This is a genomic window from Bradyrhizobium sp. 14AA (genome assembly GCF_054185205.1).
The window spans coordinates 48,980-65,918 of sequence record NZ_JAVAYM010000002.1 but is presented as its reverse complement, the minus strand read 5'-3'; the positions used below and the strand labels follow the sequence as shown (position 1 = coordinate 65,918).

Genomic DNA, 16,939 nt, shown 5'->3' with positions numbered 1-16,939 from the left:
CGCTCTACTCCGCGGCGCGATCGTGGACCAAGGACGGAGGCGAGCCGCTACGCCGCGCGGTCGAGGCCGGAGCGGCGAACCGGGCGTAGAGCGCCGGCAGCACGACGAGCGTCAGTAGCGTGGCGGTCAGAAGGCCGCCAATCACGACGGTCGCGAGCGGCTTCTGGACCTCGGCGCCCGTGCCGGTCGCGAGCGCCATCGGCACGAAGCCGAGCGAGGCGACCAGCGCGGTCATCGCGACGGGGCGAAAACGCGTCAGCGCGCCTTCGTGGATGGCGCTCTTCGGATCCGCGCCCTCCGCGATCAGCTTGCGGATCTGCGTCAGCATGACGAGGCCGTTCAGCACGGCGACGCCCGAGAGGGCGATGAAGCCGACGGCCGCCGAGATCGAGAACGGCATGCCGCGGAGCCAAAGCGCCGCGATGCCGCCGGTGAGCGCGAGCGGCACGGCGCTGAAGACGAGCAGGGCGTCCCGCGCCGACCCGAGCGCGCCAAGCAGCAGCAGGTAGATCAGCGCGAAGACGCCGGGGACCACGAAGACCAGGCGCTGCCGGGCGACGGCGAAGTTCTCGAACTGGCCGCCCCAGGCGAGGTAGCTTCCAGACGGGAGCTTCACCTGCTCGCCGACCTTCGCCTGCGCCTCCGCCACCAGCGATCCGATGTCCCGCCCGCGGATCTCGGCCGTGGCGACGACGCGCCGCTTGCCGTTCTCGCGGCTGATCTGGTTGTAGCCGGTGGTCTGCTCGAACGAGGCGATCGTGCGCAGCGGTATCGATGCGGCCGGCGCGTCGAAGTTCGCTCGGGGAAGCGGAACTGGCAGTTCCTCGAGCGTAGGGATGTCGTTCCGCAGCGCGTCGGCGAGCCGCACCACGATCTTGAATCTGCGGTCGCCCTCGAACACCAGGCCGGCGTCCGTGCCGCCGATCGCGGTCTGCACCAGGTCCTGCACCGCCGCCAGGCTGAGACCGCGCCGCGCGATCTCGGCCTTGTCGATCTTGATCTCCAGGAACGGCAGACCGGAAGTCTCCTCGACCTTCACGTTCTCGGCGCCCTCAATCTTGCGCACGACGTCGGCGATCTGGCCGGCGGTCCGCTGCATCTGCTCGAAATCATCGCCGAAGACCTTGACCGCGAGGTCCTCGCGGACGCCGGCGATGAGCTCGTTGAACCGCATCTCGATCGGCTGCGAGAAGCCCAGCTTGTTGCCCGGCAGCTTCGCGGCCTCGGTCTCGATGTGCTTGATGAGGTCGTCCTTCGTCATCGAAGGATCGGGCCATTCATCCTGAGGCTTGACGATGATGTAGGTGTCGGAGGCACTCGGCGGCATCGGATCGGCGGCGAGATCGGGCGTGCCGGTTCGCGAGAACACAAAAGCGACCTCGGGCAGCTTGCTGACCTGGCGCTCGATGAGGAGCTGCATGGCCTGCGACTGCGTGAGCGCGGTGCTCGGCACGCGCTTGACCTCCATGACAATGTTCTTCTCGTCCAAGGTGGGCGTGAACTCCTGGCCGAGGCGCGTGAACAGCAGCGCCGCTGCGGCGAACAGCAGCGCAGCGACTGCGACAATCGGCAAAGGCCTCGCGATCGCGCCCGAGAGAAGGGGCGCGTATAGGCGCTTCAGCGTCCGGACGATGACGTTCTCGCGTTCGTTGACCGAGCCTCCGATCGAGATGGCCACGGCCGCCGGCACGAACGTCAGCGAGATGACGAACGCCACGGCCAGCGCGATCATCACCGTCAGCGCCATAGGCTCGAAGGTCTTGCCTTCGACGCCCGTAAAGGCGAGCAGCGGTGTGTACACCAGGATGATGATCATCTGGCCGTAGACGGAGGGACGGATCATCTCTGATGTCGAGACCTTCACCGTCTCCAACCGCTCTTCCAGCGACAACCCGCGCCCCAGGTCGCGCTGGCGCTCCGCGAGATGGCGCAGGCTGTTCTCGGCGATGATGACGGCGCCGTCGACGATCAGGCCGAAGTCGAGCGCGCCGAGGCTCATGAGGTTCGCGCTTATCCGGCCCTGCAGCATGCCGGTCGCGGTGATGAGCATGGTGACCGGAATGACGCAGGCGGTGACGAGGGCCGCGCGGAAGTTGCCGAGAAGCAGGAACAGCACCGCGATCACCAGCAGCGCGCCTTCGGCCAAGTTCTTCGTTACCGTGTGGATGGTCGCATCGACGAGCTGGGTGCGGTTGAGAACCGTGTGGGCGTAGATGCCCGGCGGCAAGGTCTTGCTGATCTCCTTGATCCGGACGTCGGCCGCGGCGGCGACCGTGCGGCTGTTGCCGCCGATCAGCATCAAGGCGGTGCCGAGCACGACTTCCCGCCCATTGACGCTGGCGCTGCCGGTCCGCAGCTCCTTTCCGATCGAGACGTCGGCGACGTCGCTCACGCGGACGGGCACCCCGCCGCGCGTCGTCACCACGATCTGTTCGATGTCCTCGAGGTTCTCGACGCGGCCGGCGGCTCGCACCACGTAGCCTTCGCCGTTCTGTTCGATGTAGTTCGCGCCCCGGCTGGCGTTGTTGGCTTCGATCGCGCCTACCACCTGCTTGAACGACAGCCCGTAACCGACCAGCTTGGCGGGGTCCGGCTGCACCTGGAATTGCTTGACGAAACCGCCGATGGCATCCGCACCGGCGACGCCGGGCACGGTCTTCATCTGCGGCCGGACGATCCAGTCCTGCACCGTGCGCAGGTACACGGTGCGCTGGAAGTCGTCGGTCAGCCGCTCCCCCTCCGGCGTGAGATAGCTGCCGTCGGACTGCCAGCCGGGCTGCCCGTCGCGAATGGGCGCGGAAGTGCCCGGCTTTTCGTATTCGACGGCCCACCAGTAGATCTCGCCGAGCCCGGTCGAAACGGGTCCCATCCGGACGTCGACGCCGGGCGGCAGGCTTGGCCTTGCGTCGTTGAGCCGTTCGGTGACCAACTGCCGGGCGAAGTAGATGTTGGTGCGGTCGGCGAACACGGCGGTGATCTGGGCGAAGCCGTTGCGCGAGAACGAGCGCGTCGCCTCCAGCCCGGGCATGCCGGCAAGCGCCGTCTCGAGCGCGACGGTCACCTGCTTTTCGATCTCGACCGGGGTCAGGGCTGGCGCGGTCGCGTTGATCTGGACCTGAACGTTGGTGACGTCGGGAACGGCGTCGATTGGGAGCCTGGTCAGCGACCAGAATCCGGAGGCCGCCGCGACGAGTGTCGCGAGCATGACCAGCCATCGGCGCCTGACCGAGAAGTCGACGATCCGTTCGATCATCGCTCAGTCCTCCTCGCCGGGCTTGGAAAGCTCGGCCTTGAGCGAGAAGGTGTTCGAGCTTGCGACGGTGTCGCCGGCGGTGAGCCCCGAGGCGATCTCGACCACGGGGCCGTCGCGTCGACCCAGCACGACGTCGCGCTTTTCGAAGCCTTCCTTGGTGCGGACAAACACCGCCTTGCGGCCGTCGACGGTCTGGACCGCGGCGAACGGCACAGCGACCGGCACTTCCCGCTGCTCGACTGCGATGGCCGCGGTCACGAACGATCCCGGACGCCAACGGCCGTCCGCATTCGCGAGCGAGGCTACCACCCGCGCGGCGCGCGTCTCCTTGTCGAGTAGGGGGCTGACGAACACGATCTTGCCCAGGCCCGTCTCCGCGACGCCCCTCAGCGTGATAGCCACCGACTGGCCTTCCTTCACCAGGGGCAGGTCGGTCGACGAGACGGCCAGTTCGACCCAGACCCGGCTCAAGTCGACGATGACGAAGAGCTCGGTCTCGAGATTGTCCCGGCCCACGGCGGTGCCGGCTTCGACTTTACGCTCCGCGACGCGTCCGGAGATCGGTGCTCGGATGTTTTGACTGCGCATCGTACCGTCAGGCGCCTGCGGTAGGCCTGCGATCTCTGTGTCGGTAACTCCCAGAGCCATCAGCTTTTGGCGGGCAATGCCGAACCGCATCTCTGTCTGCGCCGCAGCGTTGCGTGATTTGATGTACTGCTGCTCGGGGATGGCGCGACCTTCCCAGATCGACTTGTCGCGCGCCGTGAGTTCCTGTTGGAGCTCGTTGGAGAGTTTCGCTGCGAGATATTCGCTCTTGGCGTCGGCGACTTCGCGGCTCTCCAATATGGCCAACACCTCGTCCTTGACGACGTCGTCCCCGATGTTCTTGCGCAGTTCGGCGACCGTTCCGGACAGCTTGACCGAGACGTGGGCCACCCGTCCTGCATCGGGAACGATAGTACCGGGCACGGTCAGCCGCCACGCTATCGGGGCAGGACCCGCTTGGCGCAGCTCGATCTCGGCAAGCTTGATGCGTTCGTCATCCATTACGATGACAGCCGGCTTGCCGTCCGGCTTTGCAGCGGATTGCGCGAGCACCGGCGAGATCAAGCCCGTCACGGCGAGTAGCGCCGACAGAACCGCGGCGGCCGGTCGGTAGGCCGAAAGCATCGAAAACTCCGCGCTAAAGGTACCGTGAAATCGCCTTGAACTCGGCGAGCACGTTTTTCGTGGATTTACCGGAGCCGCCGTTCGCGGCTGAGTCCAGACAGTGGTCGACGTGATCGTGGATGAGGGCCTTCTTGGCTTCGGAGATTGCCTTCTCGACGGCGTGGAGCTGCTGGGCCAGGTCAAGGCAAGAGCGACCGTCATCGAACATCGCGATCACCCTGCGCAGGTGCCCTTCGGCCCGTTTCAGCCGCTTAACGATCTCCGGATGACTTTCGTGGATATGCTGCGTCATGACCTATGTCCTATCCCCGGGGAGGGGATACACGTTGAGGGGCAAGTAGCCAAGCCCCTACATGGCTACCAATTTGCCGCAGGCGGGAGGCCGAGGACATGGCCCCCGTCACGGATCGTGGCAGGAGCGCTCTTCAGTGGGAAATTCGATCGAGACGAAGCCTATGTCGATGATCGGTGAGCAAGCGTGCGCCACCCAGGACGGCGACCAGCGTTCCCAGCCCGGTCCCGCCGGCGATCAGGAACATGATCAGCAATTGATATTTGACGGCGTCGACAGGCTCGACGCCTGCAAGGATCTGGCCGGTCATCATCCCCGGCAAGGAAACGAGGCCGATCGCCGCCATGCTGTTCATGATCGGCATGAAGCCGCTTCTCAAGGCGTCGCGGACAACGGGCAGAAGGGCCTGGTGCCGGGTGCCGCCGAGCGCAAGACAGGCTTCCACGGCGGCTCGTTCGCGCACCAGGCTGTTCGTCAGAACGTCTAGGCCCAGGCTTATTCCTGTCATGGTGTTGCCGAGCATCATGCCCAACAATGGCAGGGCATAGCGCGGATGATACCAGGGATCGGGGCGCAGCTCCGTCAGGAGCGCGAACATCGTGACGGTGCCGGCGGCGAGCAGCGTGCATCCCGCGCCCAGGCCGTACTTCCAGACGCCCACAAGTCGCCGCTTCTGCCGCGCGACGATCTCTCGCGAGGCGAAGACCACCATGATGAGGGCGGCGAGAGCCGTCCAGAGGGGCGACACCGCAGCAAACAAGAAGGTCAGCACGTATCCGACGAGGACGAGCTGAACCACCATGCGCACGCTCGCGATGGCCAATTGCTTCTCAAGCTTGAGGCGGAGAACAAGCGAGAAGACGCCGTCCATGACGACAAGGAGCGCGGGTAGGAACAGGTCGCCGTACGAAAGCTGGATGTAGGTCACGGCCGGTTTTCCTCGATCCCGCCGTCGGGCCTCATCACAAAAATCCTGGTCCCGACCCGGCGGGCTTGGGCGCCGTCGTGGGTAGTCCAGAGAACACTTGTTCCACCCGAGACGCGTTCGGCAATCACACCTTCCACGACCGCAGCGGCTGCCGGGTCGAGGGCCGAGGTCGGCTCGTCCAGCAGAAGAACCCGCGATCGCAGCATGAGCGCCCGCGCAAGTCCCAACCGCAATCGCTCGCCCGTCGACAGTCTTTGGATTGACCATCCTCCGCAGTCGTCCGGCAACCCCAGTCGCGCGACCAGCGGAAAGGCATCCTCCCAGGCCGCGAAGTGATCTTGCACGGTGTTGGACCACCAGCCCGGCTCGGCGGCCAGGTAGGTCACCCGCCTTCGCCAGGCCGGGGCGGGCATTGCCTCTCTGAGCATGCCGTCCAGCTTTACTGTTCCTTCGTTGGGATCGAGATCCGCGAGGGAGCGGAGCAGCAAGGTCTTCCCGACTCCGGAGGGCCCCTGCAGGGCGACGCATTCGCCGTCCTGCAGGTCGAACGACACGGACAGGTGCAGACGCTTGAGCCTTCTGACCGTCAGCATGCGTCAGATCTTGATCTGCAACCGGTCGGCAACCCGCCGAGCGATCTCCGCCGGCGCCTCGCTCGGATAGGGATGCACCGAGCTGACGTTGATCTCGCCGAGCACGTAGCTGTCGCTCCCGTCGGCCTGGATGGGGCCGAGCATGAAGTCGGCGTCCCAGATCGCCGGCAGGTCACCTCGCGCGATCTCCAGCAGGGAGGTCAGCTGCGGGGTCCATTCGTCTTCCATCAACTGGCGCAGCCGCTGGAAGCGCGGGTCCGCGTTCGACGAGTAGAGCCGCGGTCCGGCCTCGGAACGCGCGGTCGGCGTCTCGACCAGGGCTTTGACTTTGTGGTGGCCGAAGCCGGCGCAGCGATCGCCTGCCATGTAGCAGCGTACCACGCCCTCACTGAGGCGAGGCTGGAACGCCTGGTCGATCACGCTGCCGTTCTCGAAATACTCCGCGCAGCGACGAAGGAAATCATCCAGCGTCAGTTCCTCGGGTGTGTCCTTGGTCGCGTCCAGGACCTTGATCATGGAGGAGGTCGGCAGCTTCTCGACCTTCCAGACTCCTTGGCCGCCGTTGCCGCGGTTGCGTTTGATCACGCGCGGTCCGGCGGCGAGACGCGCCGGCAGCTCGGCGCGCATCGCCTCGGCGGACTGATAGAGCGCCGTGTCCGATCCCCAACCCATCGCGCGGGTGCGATACAGGACCTCCTTGGTGCCCATCTTGAGGATGACGTCCGGATGAGCGCTCACCCACACGCCCTGCGCGGCGACGTCGCGCAGCAGCGCGTCCAGCGCGCCGCGATTTCGGCCGTCTTGAATCGGGTTGACCCAGACGAGCACGCCATCCACTGCGAGAAGTTCTTTGCGGACGGCGTCGGCGACTCTTTCGTCGTAGATGACGGGCCGCCCTTCGACACCGACAGCGGCGAGCGCTTCGAAAACGTCAACAAAGCGGCCGCTTTTCGAGGTGGCTTCTCGACGAGCGGCGGCATCTCCTCGCGAGAGGATGGCGATGGTACGCCGGGGAGAGGATTGTCGTTCGGTATCCATGCGCAAGCTCCACGTTGTTGCGTGCTGCGCAGAACTTGGACCGAAGTCTCGCCGGGAGTCTGCTTGGTCCCGGACCGGCAGTCTACGTGAACTCCTCCGGCCCTTTCAAGATCACAGCGGACGAACCTTGATCTGGCTCAACAACGCTTGGCGCCCCCGTCGAATCGTGGGGGCATGAAAGAAACGGACCGACCAGAGCGAGATAGGGACGTTCCGGAGCCTAAGCTTTCGCGTCTGGAGGAAGCCGTAAAGCTTATCGAAGAGTATGCGAAGGATCTCCGGGAAATCATCAAGAAGCTCGGTCGGAGGCTTCATTGAGGCCCAACGTGAGGCCAATTGTCGGCTTAGTTCCTAACGTCGGATGAAATCTCCGTGACGCTCGTCCGATGATTTCTTGGAATCCTCAGCCACCCTTGGGTTGACAGCCCCGTCATCTGGGCTTTTATTCGCGGTACGGGGATGTGCGATCTCCCCGCGAGGCGTCATGCCCAAGAATCGCGTCCTGATCACCAAGGGCGCAGCATGTCAGCATCGTATACCTCTATTTCCCCCGATAAACTGTCTCGATTGGTAGGCACTGCTGCCGCGCCGACGCTCATTGATGTCCGCATCGACGAGGACTTTTCGGCCGACCCGCGTATGATTCCCGGCGCCGTGCGGCGCTCGCATCTCGACGTCCAGGATTGGGCGTCCCGCTTGACGGGCCAATCCGTCGTCGTGGTCTGTCACAAGGGCAAGAAGCTCAGCGAGGGGACGGCGGCCTGGCTCCGTTGCTGCAACGTCGCCGCCGAGAACCTTGAAGGTGGTCAAGTCGCCTGGAAGGAAGCGAACCATCCGACGGTGCCGGCAGCCAGGATTCCCAAGCGCGACGGGCGTGGTCGCACGGTGTGGGTCACGCGGGCACGCCCCAAGATCGACCGGATCGCGTGCCCATGGCTGATCCGGCGCTTCGTCGATCCCACTGCGGTCTTCCTGTTCGTCGCGCCCTCTGAAGTCGAGGCGGTTGCCGAGCGTTTCGAGGCCACGCCTTTCGACATCGAGAACGTGTTCTGGAGCCATCGCGGCGAGCTCTGCACCTTCGACGTCATGGTCAAGGAGTTCGGCCTGTCGTCGCCCGCGTTGGAGCGGTTGGCGACGATGGTCCGCGCCGCCGATACGGGGCGTCTCGATCTGTCTCCGGAGGCGCCGGGCCTGCTCGCGGCATCCCTCGGCTTGTCTCGCATGTTCGACGACGACCTCGAACAGTTGAACGCGGGTCTCCAGCTTTACGACGCATTCTACCGATGGTGCCGCGACGCAACCAAGGAATTGCACAACTGGCCGACCAACAAGGGCAAGTGAGGCCGAAGGCCTGATGACTTCTGGGGCAGGGACAACCAGGAGATCAGACATGCGAACATCGACGATCTATGGGGCGGCGCTCTTCGTGGCGCTCGCAGCGGGCCTCTCGCCCGCCCGCGCCCTGACCCAGGAAGAGTTGGTCGCGAAGATCCAGGCGGCCGGCTACTCGCAGGTTCAAGACGTGAAATCGACGGCCGAGGGCATCACGGCCAATGCGGTGAAGGACGGCAAGCCCGTGAAACTGCTCGTCGACAGCAGCGGCCAGATCAAAGAACGAAACTGAGTTCGAGGAGCAGTACGATGAAACGGACAATTCACGCGCTGATCGCGCTCGGCGCCTGCCTCCTGGCACCTGCTTCCGGCAGCTTCGTCTCGGCGGCTCATGCGCAGAGCGTCGACTGGCAGAAGGTCGACGAGACGCTGGGGCGGAAGGCCGCCGTCTCGGACGACGTCCACCGCTATGGCTTCCCCCGTACCGATCTTTCCGTGACGCTGGATGGCGTGGCGATCAAGCCGGCGCTGGCCCTCGGCGGCTGGGTCGCGTTCAAGCCCGGGCACGGCGGCGCCATGGTCATGGGCGACCTTGTGCTGCTCGAGACCGAGATCAACCCTGTGATGGCGAAGATGATCGCGAGCGGTCTCGAGATCACCGCCGTCCACAACCACCTGCTGCGCGCGAGCCCGGCAACGTTCTACATGCACGTCGCTGGCCACGGCGACCCCGTAAAGCTGGCTTTGGCTATCCACGATGCGCTGGCCGAGAGCAAGACGCCGCTGACGGTGGAGGCGCCGGCGAGCCCGCCGCCGGCCGTCGACCTCGACACGGCGAAGCTCGACCAGATCATCGGCGTCAAAGGCCAGGCCAACGGCGGCGTCTACCAGTTCAACGTCAAGCGGCGCGACCCGATCACGCAGGACGGCATGCCGTTGACCCCCGTCGGTCCGATGGGCGTCGCGATCGGCATCAACTTCCAGCCGACGGGAGGCGGGAAGGCCGCCATCACGGGCGACTTCGTGTTGACCGGCGACGAGGTCAACCCGGTCATCCTGGCGCTGCGGACACACGGCATCGAGGTGACCGCGCTGCACAGCCACATGCTCGACGAGCAGCCGCGGCTGTTCTTCATGCACTTCTGGGCGAACGACGATGCTGTGAAGCTCGCCGAGGGCCTGCGCGCCGCGCTCGACAAGACCGCCAGTACGAAGAGTTGAGCCACTGATTGAGCGAAGGAGTTGCCTGATGCCTTACGAAACCAAGCCGCTGCCGTTCGACCCGAAGTCGATCAGCGGAATATCCGAGAAGGTGCTCGTCAGCCACTATGAGAACAACTACGGCGGCGCGGTGAAGCGGCTCAACGCGGTCAGTGCGCAACTGGCCGAGCTGGACTTCGCCAAGGCACCGAACTTCGTCATCAATGGCCTCAAGCGCGAAGAGCTGATCGCGGCGAACTCGATGATCCTGCATGAGATCTACTTCGACGGTCTCGGCGGCGCCAGTAGGCCGGGCGGGGCGCTCGCTGAGGCGATCGTGCGCGACTTCGGCAGCATCGATCGCTGGCGGACGGAGTTCGCTGCGATGGGCAAGGCGGAGGGAGGAGGCTCGGGGTGGGTGATCCTGTCCTACTCCCCCCGCGACAAGCGGCTCGTCAACCAGTGGGCGGCCGATCATACGACGACGCTCGCCGGCGGCCGTCCAGTGCTGGTGCTCGATATGTATGAGCACGCCTATCACATGGACTTCGGCGCTGCGGCGGCCCGCTATGTCGACATCTACATGGAGGCCATTCGCTGGGACAACGCCTCCGCGCTCTACGATCGATACGCGAAGGAAATCTGAAAGGATAGATGAGGTGAGAGGGATGAGAAACCTTGCCATCGCTGTGTTCTCGCTGGCCGGTCTGCTTGCCGCCCCACAGGCGGCTCACGCGCAGACCTGCAAGGTTTGCGCTGACCAGCGTGCTGCCTGCATGAAGAACTACGCCGGCCCCGCCTGCAAGACGGAGTATGAGATCTGTCGAAAGGCATGCAAAAAGTGAGGCTGGCGGAGTCGAAGAGCCAACTTGCGAGGTGCCTCATCGCGGCATTCGCTACCGGCATCGGGGGACTGGTCACCCTCGATGCCGGCTTTGTCGCGGCCGAGAGCGTTCGGACGTTGACCGGCGCGCAGATTCGAGCGGCTTTCACGGGGAAGCAACTGACCGACGAGGTCCACTATCGATTTGTTTATGACGGCGACGGGACGCTGCGAACTTATTCGATGGGTGTGAAGCAGGTCGGAAAATGGCGCATCCAGAAGGATGAAGTTTGTCTCTACATCAAGGACATGGGCGACGACTGCTACCGCGTGACGCAGAGCGGTAAACGGTTCGAGCTGAAGCCGACCGGCCCCGGCGGTCCGATCGACGGCATATTGGAGCCCGCATATCACGGGGATGGGGAGAAGCGATGACGACGACGACAACGACGAATGCCGACCGCGGAAACATGGGCGAGCTGGTGCGCTATTTCCTGCGGCTGGGCTTTCTCGGCTTCGGCGGACCGGTCGCGCTGGTCGGCCAGATGGAGCGCGAGCTCGTCGACGGCAAGAAGTGGCTTACCAAGGAGGAGATGCGCGAGACCATTGCCATCTGCCAGTCGCTTCCGGGGCCGCTGGCGATCCAGGTCGGTATCTTCATCGCTCACTTGCGCTGCGGTTTCTGGGGCGCATGGGCCGGCGGTTGGGCGTTCATCCTGCCGAACTTCGTCATCGTCGCGGCCTTGGGTGCGCTCTATGTCCACCTCGGAGATCTCAAGGCGGTCACTGGAATCTTCTATGGCGTCAGCCCGGCCGTGATCGCCCTCATTCTGCATTCCTGCTACCGGCTTGCCAAGCTCGGCATGGAAGACTGGCTGCAATGGGCGATCGCTGCCGTTTGTCTTGCAGTCACCGTGATCCTGAAGGCTGAGGTTGCGTTTCTGTTCATCGGGGCGGGGATCGTCGGGATCATCTACTACGGCAACATCAAGCGCCCGCCGGTCGCTCTCCAACTCGCGGTCATCCCGGCGGCGGCGCCCGCAGCGGCACCGGTGGCCACCGGCTCGACGCTCGGCAAGCTGCTGCTGTTCTTCCTCAAGGCGGGCTCGCTCACATTCGGCAGCGGCCTGGTGATCGTTCCGTTCCTCGAACAGGGGCTGGTGCAGCAGTATGGCTGGCTCAACGAGCGCGAATTCCTGGTTGCCGTCGCGATCGGCATGATGAGCCCAGGGCCGGTCGTGATCACGGCAACCTTTGTCGGCTATCTGGTGGCCGGCTTCTGGGGCTCGCTAGTCTCCACCGTCGGCATCTTCCTGCCGTCGTTCCTGCTGGTCCTGATCGTGGCGCCGTTGCTGGCGCGATACCGCAAGAATCCGAATGTGCAAGGCTTTGTGAAGGGTGCCTATGCGGCGGCCATCGGAACCATTTTAGGCGCGAGCTTTCTGCTCGGTAAGATCGCGATCGGCGACTGGCTGACCGCGCTGATCGGCATCGTGTCGCTGGCCGTGCTGTTCCGCTGGAAGGTGAGCAACCCCTTGCTCATCGCCGCGACGGCGGTCATTGGGCTGGTTGCCTATCCTATCCTGCAACCGGTATGGGTGCTCACAGGGCTGAAGTGAGATGCGGATGGCGCGAACGCCGCTCGGGAATTCTCAGACAAGGTTGCGCCTGGCGATCATGGCCCTGGCGGCCTTGCTGACATCGCTGGCTACCGCGCCGGCGGCCGAGGGCGAGACCGTCGTCTTCGTCTGCCAGCATGGGGTGGTGAACAGCCAGATCGCTGCGGCGTATTTCAATAAGGCCGCGCAGGAGCGGGCGCTACCGTTCAGGGCTGTCTCCCGGGGCATCGATCTTTACCGGTCGCTGCCGGTGCCGGTCCAGGACGGCCTTGCGCTGGATGGTCTGGAGCCGGTTAACAAACCGCAGCAGCTCGCCGTGGAAGACATGGCCGCGGCAGGCGGGGTGGTGGCGTTCGATGTAATACCGGCCGACCGGCGAGGGGGCGTCAACGTGACCTACTGGTCCGGCGTCCCCTTGGGCATCGACGATTATGAGACAACCCGGGATCAGATCGTCCAGCGCATCGACGCCCTTATTCCGACGCTGGCGGCAGCGGCGGAAGCCACGGGGACCAAAGTGACTCTTGAGCTCGAAACCAAGATCCCGCTCGGCGATGTCCGCGGGCGGATCGATCATCTGGCGGTCGACCTGAAGCGGCAGCGATTGTTCGTGGCCGAACTCGGCAATGACAGTATCGGCGTGGTCGATCTGGCCGCACATAGCCTCCTCAAAACCATTACCGGGCTGAGCGAACCCCAAGGCGTCGGCTTCGAACCATCGACAGACACGCTCTACGTCGCAAATGCCCGCGACGGATCGGTCCGGCTCTACGACGCCAGCGACTACAAGGCGACCGGACGGATCGAGCTCGGCAGCGATGCCGACAACATCCGGATCGACGCGGCCGCCAAGCGCGTCGTCGTTGGCTACGGCGACGGCGGTCTGGCGGTCCTCGATCCGTCGACCCGCAGCAAAGTCCAAAGTGTCCCTTTGGAGGCGCATCCGGAGAGCTTCCAGATCGAGCCCAACAGCGGGCGCATCTTTGTCAACCTACCTGACGCGCGCGCGGTCGCGGTGGTGGACAGCGCTTCAGGGAAGCAGATCGCCAACTGGCCGATGGACAAGGGCGGCAATTTTGCGATGACGATCGATCGAGACCGGGGTCGCGTGCTAGTGGCATACCGAAAGCCCGCCGAACTTGCGGTCTTTTCAACCGATGGCAAACCGATCGCGAGTGCGGAGACCTGCGGCGACGTTGACGACCTCTTCGTCGACGCAAAACGTGAACGTGTCTACGTGAGCTGCGGCGGCGGCTCCATCGACATCTTCGAAGCTGATGGATCGGTTTATCGACGGATCGCACGCTTGCCGACGGCAACAGGCGCGCGAACGTCGCTCTTGGTGCCGGAGCTGGACCGCTTGTTCGTAGCTGTGCGTGCCGGGCCGGGCGGTCCAGCAGCGATCTGGGTGTTCAAGCCTATGCCTTGAGATCGACTAAGTAGGAGGCTCGCATGCGCAAACGGAGCCGAGGCTTTCGCAGCTCCCGGAAAGAGCTTGCCCCGAGCTTGGTTGTCGCGCTTGGGCTGGTCGCGTGGTCTGCTCCAGTGTCGGCATATCGCCCCTTCGACGGCACCGATGCTGCTGTTGCAAAGAAGGGAGAAATGGAGATCGAGCTGCAACCGGCCGGGCGTCTGCGCGACGAGAGCGGTGCAAGCCTGATCGCGCCCGCCTGGGTCGTAAACTACGGCTTGAGCGAAGACTGGGAAGCCGTTTTCGAGGGTCAGGGACAGACGCCGCTTTCTCCACCTGGCCCAACCAGCCTGACCGCAGCCGGAGCGTTCCTCAAGCATGTGGTGGTGCCCGGGAGCCTGCAGGACAAGACCGGCCCGAGCATTGCGACCGAATTTGGTGTCCTGTTACCTGACAGCACTGGGGATTCAGGCGTTGGCTTGAGCCTGGCCGGGATCGTCTCGCAGCGCTGGGATTGGGGGACCATCCATCTGAATGCCGAGACGGCTCTGACGCGTGACCATCATGGCGACCTCTTCCTCGGAGCCATCATCGAAGGACCGGCAACGTGGACGGTGCGCCCCGTCGCCGAGATCTTCTATGAGAACGAGTTCGGAAAGGAGGAGACGTTTTCCGGCTTGGTCGGATTGATCTACCGCGTCCGAGACGATCTGAGCTTCGACGTCGCGGTTCGTCATGCGCTCACCGGGGGGCACCCGGTGAACGAGATCCGAGCGGGCTTGACCTTCGGCTTTCCGCTCTCCTTCTTCGAAGGTCACGCCGCGCGCCAGGCGCCGCCAATTTCGGCTCGATAGCTACTTGCGGTCCTGGTTTTCGGGACGCGCGCGCCAGTCGCGGCCGACGGTTTCATGATCCTCGCTCGGCGTTGCCTGATTGGCGTGGTCGTTCTCGCCGCCTTGGGCCTTCCAGTCACGTCCAATCTTGACGTCTTCGGCGCGGCTTCGATCCTGCTCATGGGATTGCTCAGACTGTTGCGGCGTTTGGGACGGTTGTACCTGCGTGGACTGGGCTTGTGCACAGGTTCCGGCGAAGGCGAGAGCTAGTGCGAGCGTTGACGAGAGTGCGAGCGATCTGGATTTGCTCATAGGTATCTCCCTTACTCGTTAGGACAGTGCACCAACTCGCTGTCATGAGCATTGTTCGAAAAATCAGCGCTGTTTTGGTCCCGCAATGCCACGGCGGGAATGGTCAATATTTGGGCCGGTGCGAAGTTGCCCATTCTCGCGCGTGTTCGATTGGCAGACGCTGCACGGACGCGCGCACCTTTTGCGTCGCCGGCAGATTGTCCATGCGCTCCCGCCAGCGGCAGAAGGCCGGGAACTTCGGGTACATCGACTGCCCTTCCGCCGTCAGACTGAAGGCGAACGTGCTCGGCAGCAGATAGAAATCCGCAATCGAGAGTTCGTCCCCGAGCAGAAAGTCCTTGCCGTGCGCAAGCTGGCGTTCGGCGACGGCAAGGCCGGTCTCGACCTTGGGCAACGCATGCGCGACGACCTTCTCGTCGGAGGCAATGCCGAGTTCCGGGAAGACCAGACGCTCATGCGTCACGTGGTAGATCATGTAGGGGTAGTAATAGTTATTGACGGCGCTGATCCACTGGTTCATGCGCGCCCGCGCCTTGATGTCTTTTGGCGTCAGCGACACGCCGCCAAAGGCCTCGTCGACATAGGCAGCGATTGCGCTCGTTTCATAGATCGTGAGGTCACCGTGGCTCAGGATCGGGACGCGATTGAACGGGTGCAGCGCCAGATGATCGGGCTTTCCCATGACCGGCTCGAGGTCTTGGAATTGGTAGGCCACGTCCTTGTGCGTCAGGATCAGTCTGATGATGTTGACGAAGGTGCTGCGGGGAAAACCGTAAACGATCGGATCGGGCATCCGCTTCCTCCCTTTCGAGTTTGTCGATCAGAGCATGAACCAGAGCCAGAACGGCTTGGCAGCCTCGCGAATAGCCTCTTCTCGGGTTAGCCCGAGGTCGTTGAGCAGATGCGGGTCATCCGCAATGTCCCGCAGGTCCTTGCGTTCGTACTGTCGGTCGAGCCAGATCCACCATCCGCGCCGGCGAACGGCCGGTCGGAGCCCTGAGCTGGATTGATGAAGTGGGATGGCCGGGTCGGCGCCCTGCGGGGGCGGGATCGATAGTGTGTCAGTCAGCAGGATGGACATGGTCGGCTCCAAATGAGCTTGAAATGCTGTGCTGGAGCTGTTCAATAATGGTGCGGGGTGCTTCCCCGCAAAGCATCGTTTCTCTTGCCTGCCTTAGTTTTTCTCATGAAGTCGGTCCGATGCGTCCACGCCTGCCGCCGCTCAATGCCCTGAAGGCCTTCGAGGCGGCTGCGCGCCACGAGAGTTTTACGCGCGCGGCTGAAGAGCTTTGTGTGACCCAAGGCGCGGTGAGCCATCAGGTGAAAGCGCTTGAGGCCGAGCTTGCGCTAAAGCTGTTCAACCGAGAGCGGCAGCGGCTGATCATCACCGAGGCCGGACGCGATTATCTTGCGGTCGTGCGTGACGCGCTCGACCGCATCGCTATTGGCACCGAGCGCTTGTTGCAGCGGCAGAATGCCGGTGTGCTCACGGTTTCGACGTCGCCGGACTTCGCCGCCAAATGGCTGGTGCATCGGCTGGGCCATTTTGCCGAGGCGCATAGTGGCATCGACCTGCGAGTTTCCGCCACGCTGCATCACGTGGACTTCGCGCGGGAGGAGGTAGATCTCGCGGTGCGCCATGGCGACGGCAACTGGCCGGGGCTGGACGCGGTACGACTCAGTCCGGAGCAGTTGTTTGCCGTGTGCAGCCCGAAACTGTTGTCCGGCAAGCGACGTCTGAGCAAACCCGCTGACATCCTGAAATTTCCGCTGATCCACCTGGACAGCCGGGGCGATTGGAAGAACTGGTTTCAGGAAGCCGGACTTGACGATGCTGCCGCGATCCATGGACCGGTCCTCAATCGTGCCAGCATGGTGATCGATGCGGCAATCAACGGGCAAGGCATTGCGCTGGCGCGCACCACGCTGGCAGCATGGGACCTCACCAATGGCCATCTGGTGCGGCCTTTTTCGCTCTCGGTATCGTTGTCGAAGACCTACTGGATCTTGTGCCCAAAGGCGACCGCGAACCTGCCGAAGATCGTGACGTTTCGGGACTGGCTGCTCGCGGAGGCAGCAAGCGAGCTGCGCCTCCTCAAGAAGCTCGGCCCGATCTCTCGTCGGCTGAAGTGAGT

Annotated in this window: 18 protein-coding genes; 9 read left to right on the top strand and 9 right to left on the bottom strand. The window is 64.0% G+C overall.

Features of this window, described 5'->3' with window-relative positions; translation table 11 throughout:
• Positions 1 to 4: 4 nt before the first annotated feature.
• From RAD15_RS05390 to RAD15_RS05365, 6 genes are all read right to left on the bottom strand, one after another.
• Positions 5 to 3,253: an efflux RND transporter permease subunit gene (locus RAD15_RS05390; RefSeq protein WP_458175164.1), complete on the bottom strand. Its 3,249-nt coding sequence runs from the start codon at positions 3,251 to 3,253 to the stop codon at positions 5 to 7.
• A gap of 3 nt (positions 3,254 to 3,256) precedes the next feature.
• Positions 3,257 to 4,423, bottom strand: a complete 1,167-nt coding sequence (locus RAD15_RS05385; protein ID WP_458175162.1) for an efflux RND transporter periplasmic adaptor subunit — start codon at positions 4,421 to 4,423, stop codon at positions 3,257 to 3,259.
• 13 nt (positions 4,424 to 4,436) lie between these two features.
• Positions 4,437 to 4,715, bottom strand: a complete 279-nt coding sequence (locus tag RAD15_RS05380; protein ID WP_458175160.1) for a metal-sensing transcriptional repressor — start codon at positions 4,713 to 4,715, stop codon at positions 4,437 to 4,439.
• A gap of 133 nt (positions 4,716 to 4,848) precedes the next feature.
• Positions 4,849 to 5,643 carry an ABC transporter permease gene (locus RAD15_RS05375; protein WP_458175158.1) on the bottom strand — a complete coding sequence of 265 codons (795 nt, stop codon included), beginning with the start codon at positions 5,641 to 5,643 and terminating at the stop codon, positions 4,849 to 4,851.
• Positions 5,640 to 6,236, bottom strand: a complete 597-nt coding sequence (locus RAD15_RS05370; protein WP_458175156.1) for an ABC transporter ATP-binding protein — start codon at positions 6,234 to 6,236, stop codon at positions 5,640 to 5,642. Before RAD15_RS05370 ends, RAD15_RS05375 begins: the two co-directional genes overlap by 4 nt.
• A gap of 3 nt (positions 6,237 to 6,239) precedes the next feature.
• Positions 6,240 to 7,274 carry a Cj0069 family protein gene (locus RAD15_RS05365; protein WP_458176054.1) on the bottom strand — a complete coding sequence of 345 codons (1,035 nt, stop codon included), beginning with the start codon at positions 7,272 to 7,274 and terminating at the stop codon, positions 6,240 to 6,242.
• Between the two features lie 522 nt (positions 7,275 to 7,796).
• On the opposite strand from RAD15_RS05365, the gene RAD15_RS05360 reads away from it, so the two are divergent.
• The 8 genes from RAD15_RS05360 to RAD15_RS05325 all read left to right on the top strand — a co-directional run bounded on the left by RAD15_RS05360 (position 7,797) and on the right by RAD15_RS05325 (position 14,513).
• A complete protein-coding gene (locus RAD15_RS05360) occupies positions 7,797 to 8,615 on the top strand; it encodes a chromate resistance protein ChrB domain-containing protein (protein ID WP_458175154.1) in 819 nt (272 codons plus the stop codon).
• Between the two features lie 49 nt (positions 8,616 to 8,664).
• A complete protein-coding gene (locus tag RAD15_RS05355; RefSeq protein WP_458175152.1) occupies positions 8,665 to 8,898 on the top strand; it encodes a PepSY domain-containing protein in 234 nt (77 codons plus the stop codon).
• 17 nt (positions 8,899 to 8,915) lie between these two features.
• Complete coding sequence (locus tag RAD15_RS05350; protein ID WP_458175150.1) at positions 8,916 to 9,827, top strand: DUF1259 domain-containing protein; 912 nt, start codon at positions 8,916 to 8,918, stop codon at positions 9,825 to 9,827.
• Between the two features lie 28 nt (positions 9,828 to 9,855).
• The gene (locus RAD15_RS05345) at positions 9,856 to 10,452 is read left to right on the top strand and encodes a superoxide dismutase (protein WP_458175148.1); all 597 of its coding nucleotides are present in this window, start codon (positions 9,856 to 9,858) and stop codon (positions 10,450 to 10,452) included.
• 186 nt (positions 10,453 to 10,638) lie between these two features.
• Positions 10,639 to 11,064, top strand: a complete 426-nt coding sequence (locus RAD15_RS05340; RefSeq protein WP_458175146.1) for a hypothetical protein — start codon at positions 10,639 to 10,641, stop codon at positions 11,062 to 11,064.
• Positions 11,061 to 12,248: a chromate efflux transporter gene (gene chrA / locus RAD15_RS05335; protein WP_458175144.1), complete on the top strand. Its 1,188-nt coding sequence runs from the start codon at positions 11,061 to 11,063 to the stop codon at positions 12,246 to 12,248. The genes RAD15_RS05340 and chrA overlap by 4 nt, the downstream gene beginning before the upstream one ends.
• Before the next feature lie 7 nt (positions 12,249 to 12,255).
• Positions 12,256 to 13,677, top strand: coding sequence for a hypothetical protein (locus tag RAD15_RS05330; protein ID WP_458175142.1), 1,422 nt, complete (start codon positions 12,256 to 12,258; stop codon positions 13,675 to 13,677).
• 23 nt (positions 13,678 to 13,700) lie between these two features.
• Positions 13,701 to 14,513, top strand: a complete 813-nt coding sequence (locus tag RAD15_RS05325) for a hypothetical protein (RefSeq protein WP_458175140.1) — start codon at positions 13,701 to 13,703, stop codon at positions 14,511 to 14,513.
• Here RAD15_RS05325 and RAD15_RS05320 read toward each other — a convergent pair whose 3' ends face one another.
• The 3 genes from RAD15_RS05320 to RAD15_RS05310 all read right to left on the bottom strand — a co-directional run bounded on the left by RAD15_RS05320 (position 14,514) and on the right by RAD15_RS05310 (position 15,885).
• Positions 14,514 to 14,804, bottom strand: coding sequence for a hypothetical protein (locus RAD15_RS05320; RefSeq protein WP_458175138.1), 291 nt, complete (start codon positions 14,802 to 14,804; stop codon positions 14,514 to 14,516).
• 103 nt (positions 14,805 to 14,907) lie between these two features.
• On the bottom strand, positions 14,908 to 15,597 hold the full coding sequence (locus tag RAD15_RS05315) for a glutathione S-transferase family protein (RefSeq protein ID WP_458175136.1): 690 nt from the start codon (positions 15,595 to 15,597) through the stop codon (positions 14,908 to 14,910).
• Between the two features lie 27 nt (positions 15,598 to 15,624).
• A complete protein-coding gene (locus RAD15_RS05310) occupies positions 15,625 to 15,885 on the bottom strand; it encodes a DUF1127 domain-containing protein (RefSeq protein ID WP_458175134.1) in 261 nt (86 codons plus the stop codon).
• A gap of 47 nt (positions 15,886 to 15,932) precedes the next feature.
• Between RAD15_RS05310 and RAD15_RS05305 the strand changes: the two genes are divergently transcribed.
• Positions 15,933 to 16,937, top strand: coding sequence for a transcriptional regulator GcvA (locus tag RAD15_RS05305; RefSeq protein ID WP_458175132.1), 1,005 nt, complete (start codon positions 15,933 to 15,935; stop codon positions 16,935 to 16,937).
• Positions 16,938 to 16,939: the final 2 nt, after the last annotated feature.

Excerpts from the sequence above, each read along its gene's own strand:
- chrA (WP_458175144.1), top strand. The coding sequence starts at position 11,061 with ATGACGACGACGACAACGACGAATGCCGACCGCGGAAACATGGGCGAG.
- RAD15_RS05330 (WP_458175142.1), top strand. The coding sequence starts at position 12,256 with ATGGCGCGAACGCCGCTCGGGAATTCTCAGACAAGGTTGCGCCTGGCG.
- RAD15_RS05365 (WP_458176054.1), bottom strand. The coding sequence starts at position 7,274 with ATGGATACCGAACGACAATCCTCTCCCCGGCGTACCATCGCCATCCTC.
- RAD15_RS05355 (WP_458175152.1), top strand. The coding sequence starts at position 8,665 with ATGCGAACATCGACGATCTATGGGGCGGCGCTCTTCGTGGCGCTCGCA.
- RAD15_RS05305 (WP_458175132.1), top strand. The coding sequence starts at position 15,933 with ATGGTGCGGGGTGCTTCCCCGCAAAGCATCGTTTCTCTTGCCTGCCTT.
- RAD15_RS05340 (WP_458175146.1), top strand. The coding sequence starts at position 10,639 with ATGCAAAAAGTGAGGCTGGCGGAGTCGAAGAGCCAACTTGCGAGGTGC.
- RAD15_RS05390 (WP_458175164.1), bottom strand. The coding sequence starts at position 3,253 with ATGATCGAACGGATCGTCGACTTCTCGGTCAGGCGCCGATGGCTGGTC.
- RAD15_RS05350 (WP_458175150.1), top strand. The coding sequence starts at position 8,916 with ATGAAACGGACAATTCACGCGCTGATCGCGCTCGGCGCCTGCCTCCTG.
- RAD15_RS05345 (WP_458175148.1), top strand. The coding sequence starts at position 9,856 with ATGCCTTACGAAACCAAGCCGCTGCCGTTCGACCCGAAGTCGATCAGC.
- RAD15_RS05360 (WP_458175154.1), top strand. The coding sequence starts at position 7,797 with ATGTCAGCATCGTATACCTCTATTTCCCCCGATAAACTGTCTCGATTG.
- RAD15_RS05325 (WP_458175140.1), top strand. The coding sequence starts at position 13,701 with ATGCGCAAACGGAGCCGAGGCTTTCGCAGCTCCCGGAAAGAGCTTGCC.
- RAD15_RS05315 (WP_458175136.1), bottom strand. The coding sequence starts at position 15,597 with ATGCCCGATCCGATCGTTTACGGTTTTCCCCGCAGCACCTTCGTCAAC.
- RAD15_RS05320 (WP_458175138.1), bottom strand. The coding sequence starts at position 14,804 with ATGAGCAAATCCAGATCGCTCGCACTCTCGTCAACGCTCGCACTAGCT.
- RAD15_RS05370 (WP_458175156.1), bottom strand. The coding sequence starts at position 6,236 with ATGCTGACGGTCAGAAGGCTCAAGCGTCTGCACCTGTCCGTGTCGTTC.
- RAD15_RS05385 (WP_458175162.1), bottom strand. The coding sequence starts at position 4,423 with ATGCTTTCGGCCTACCGACCGGCCGCCGCGGTTCTGTCGGCGCTACTC.
- RAD15_RS05310 (WP_458175134.1), bottom strand. The coding sequence starts at position 15,885 with ATGTCCATCCTGCTGACTGACACACTATCGATCCCGCCCCCGCAGGGC.
- RAD15_RS05380 (WP_458175160.1), bottom strand. The coding sequence starts at position 4,715 with ATGACGCAGCATATCCACGAAAGTCATCCGGAGATCGTTAAGCGGCTG.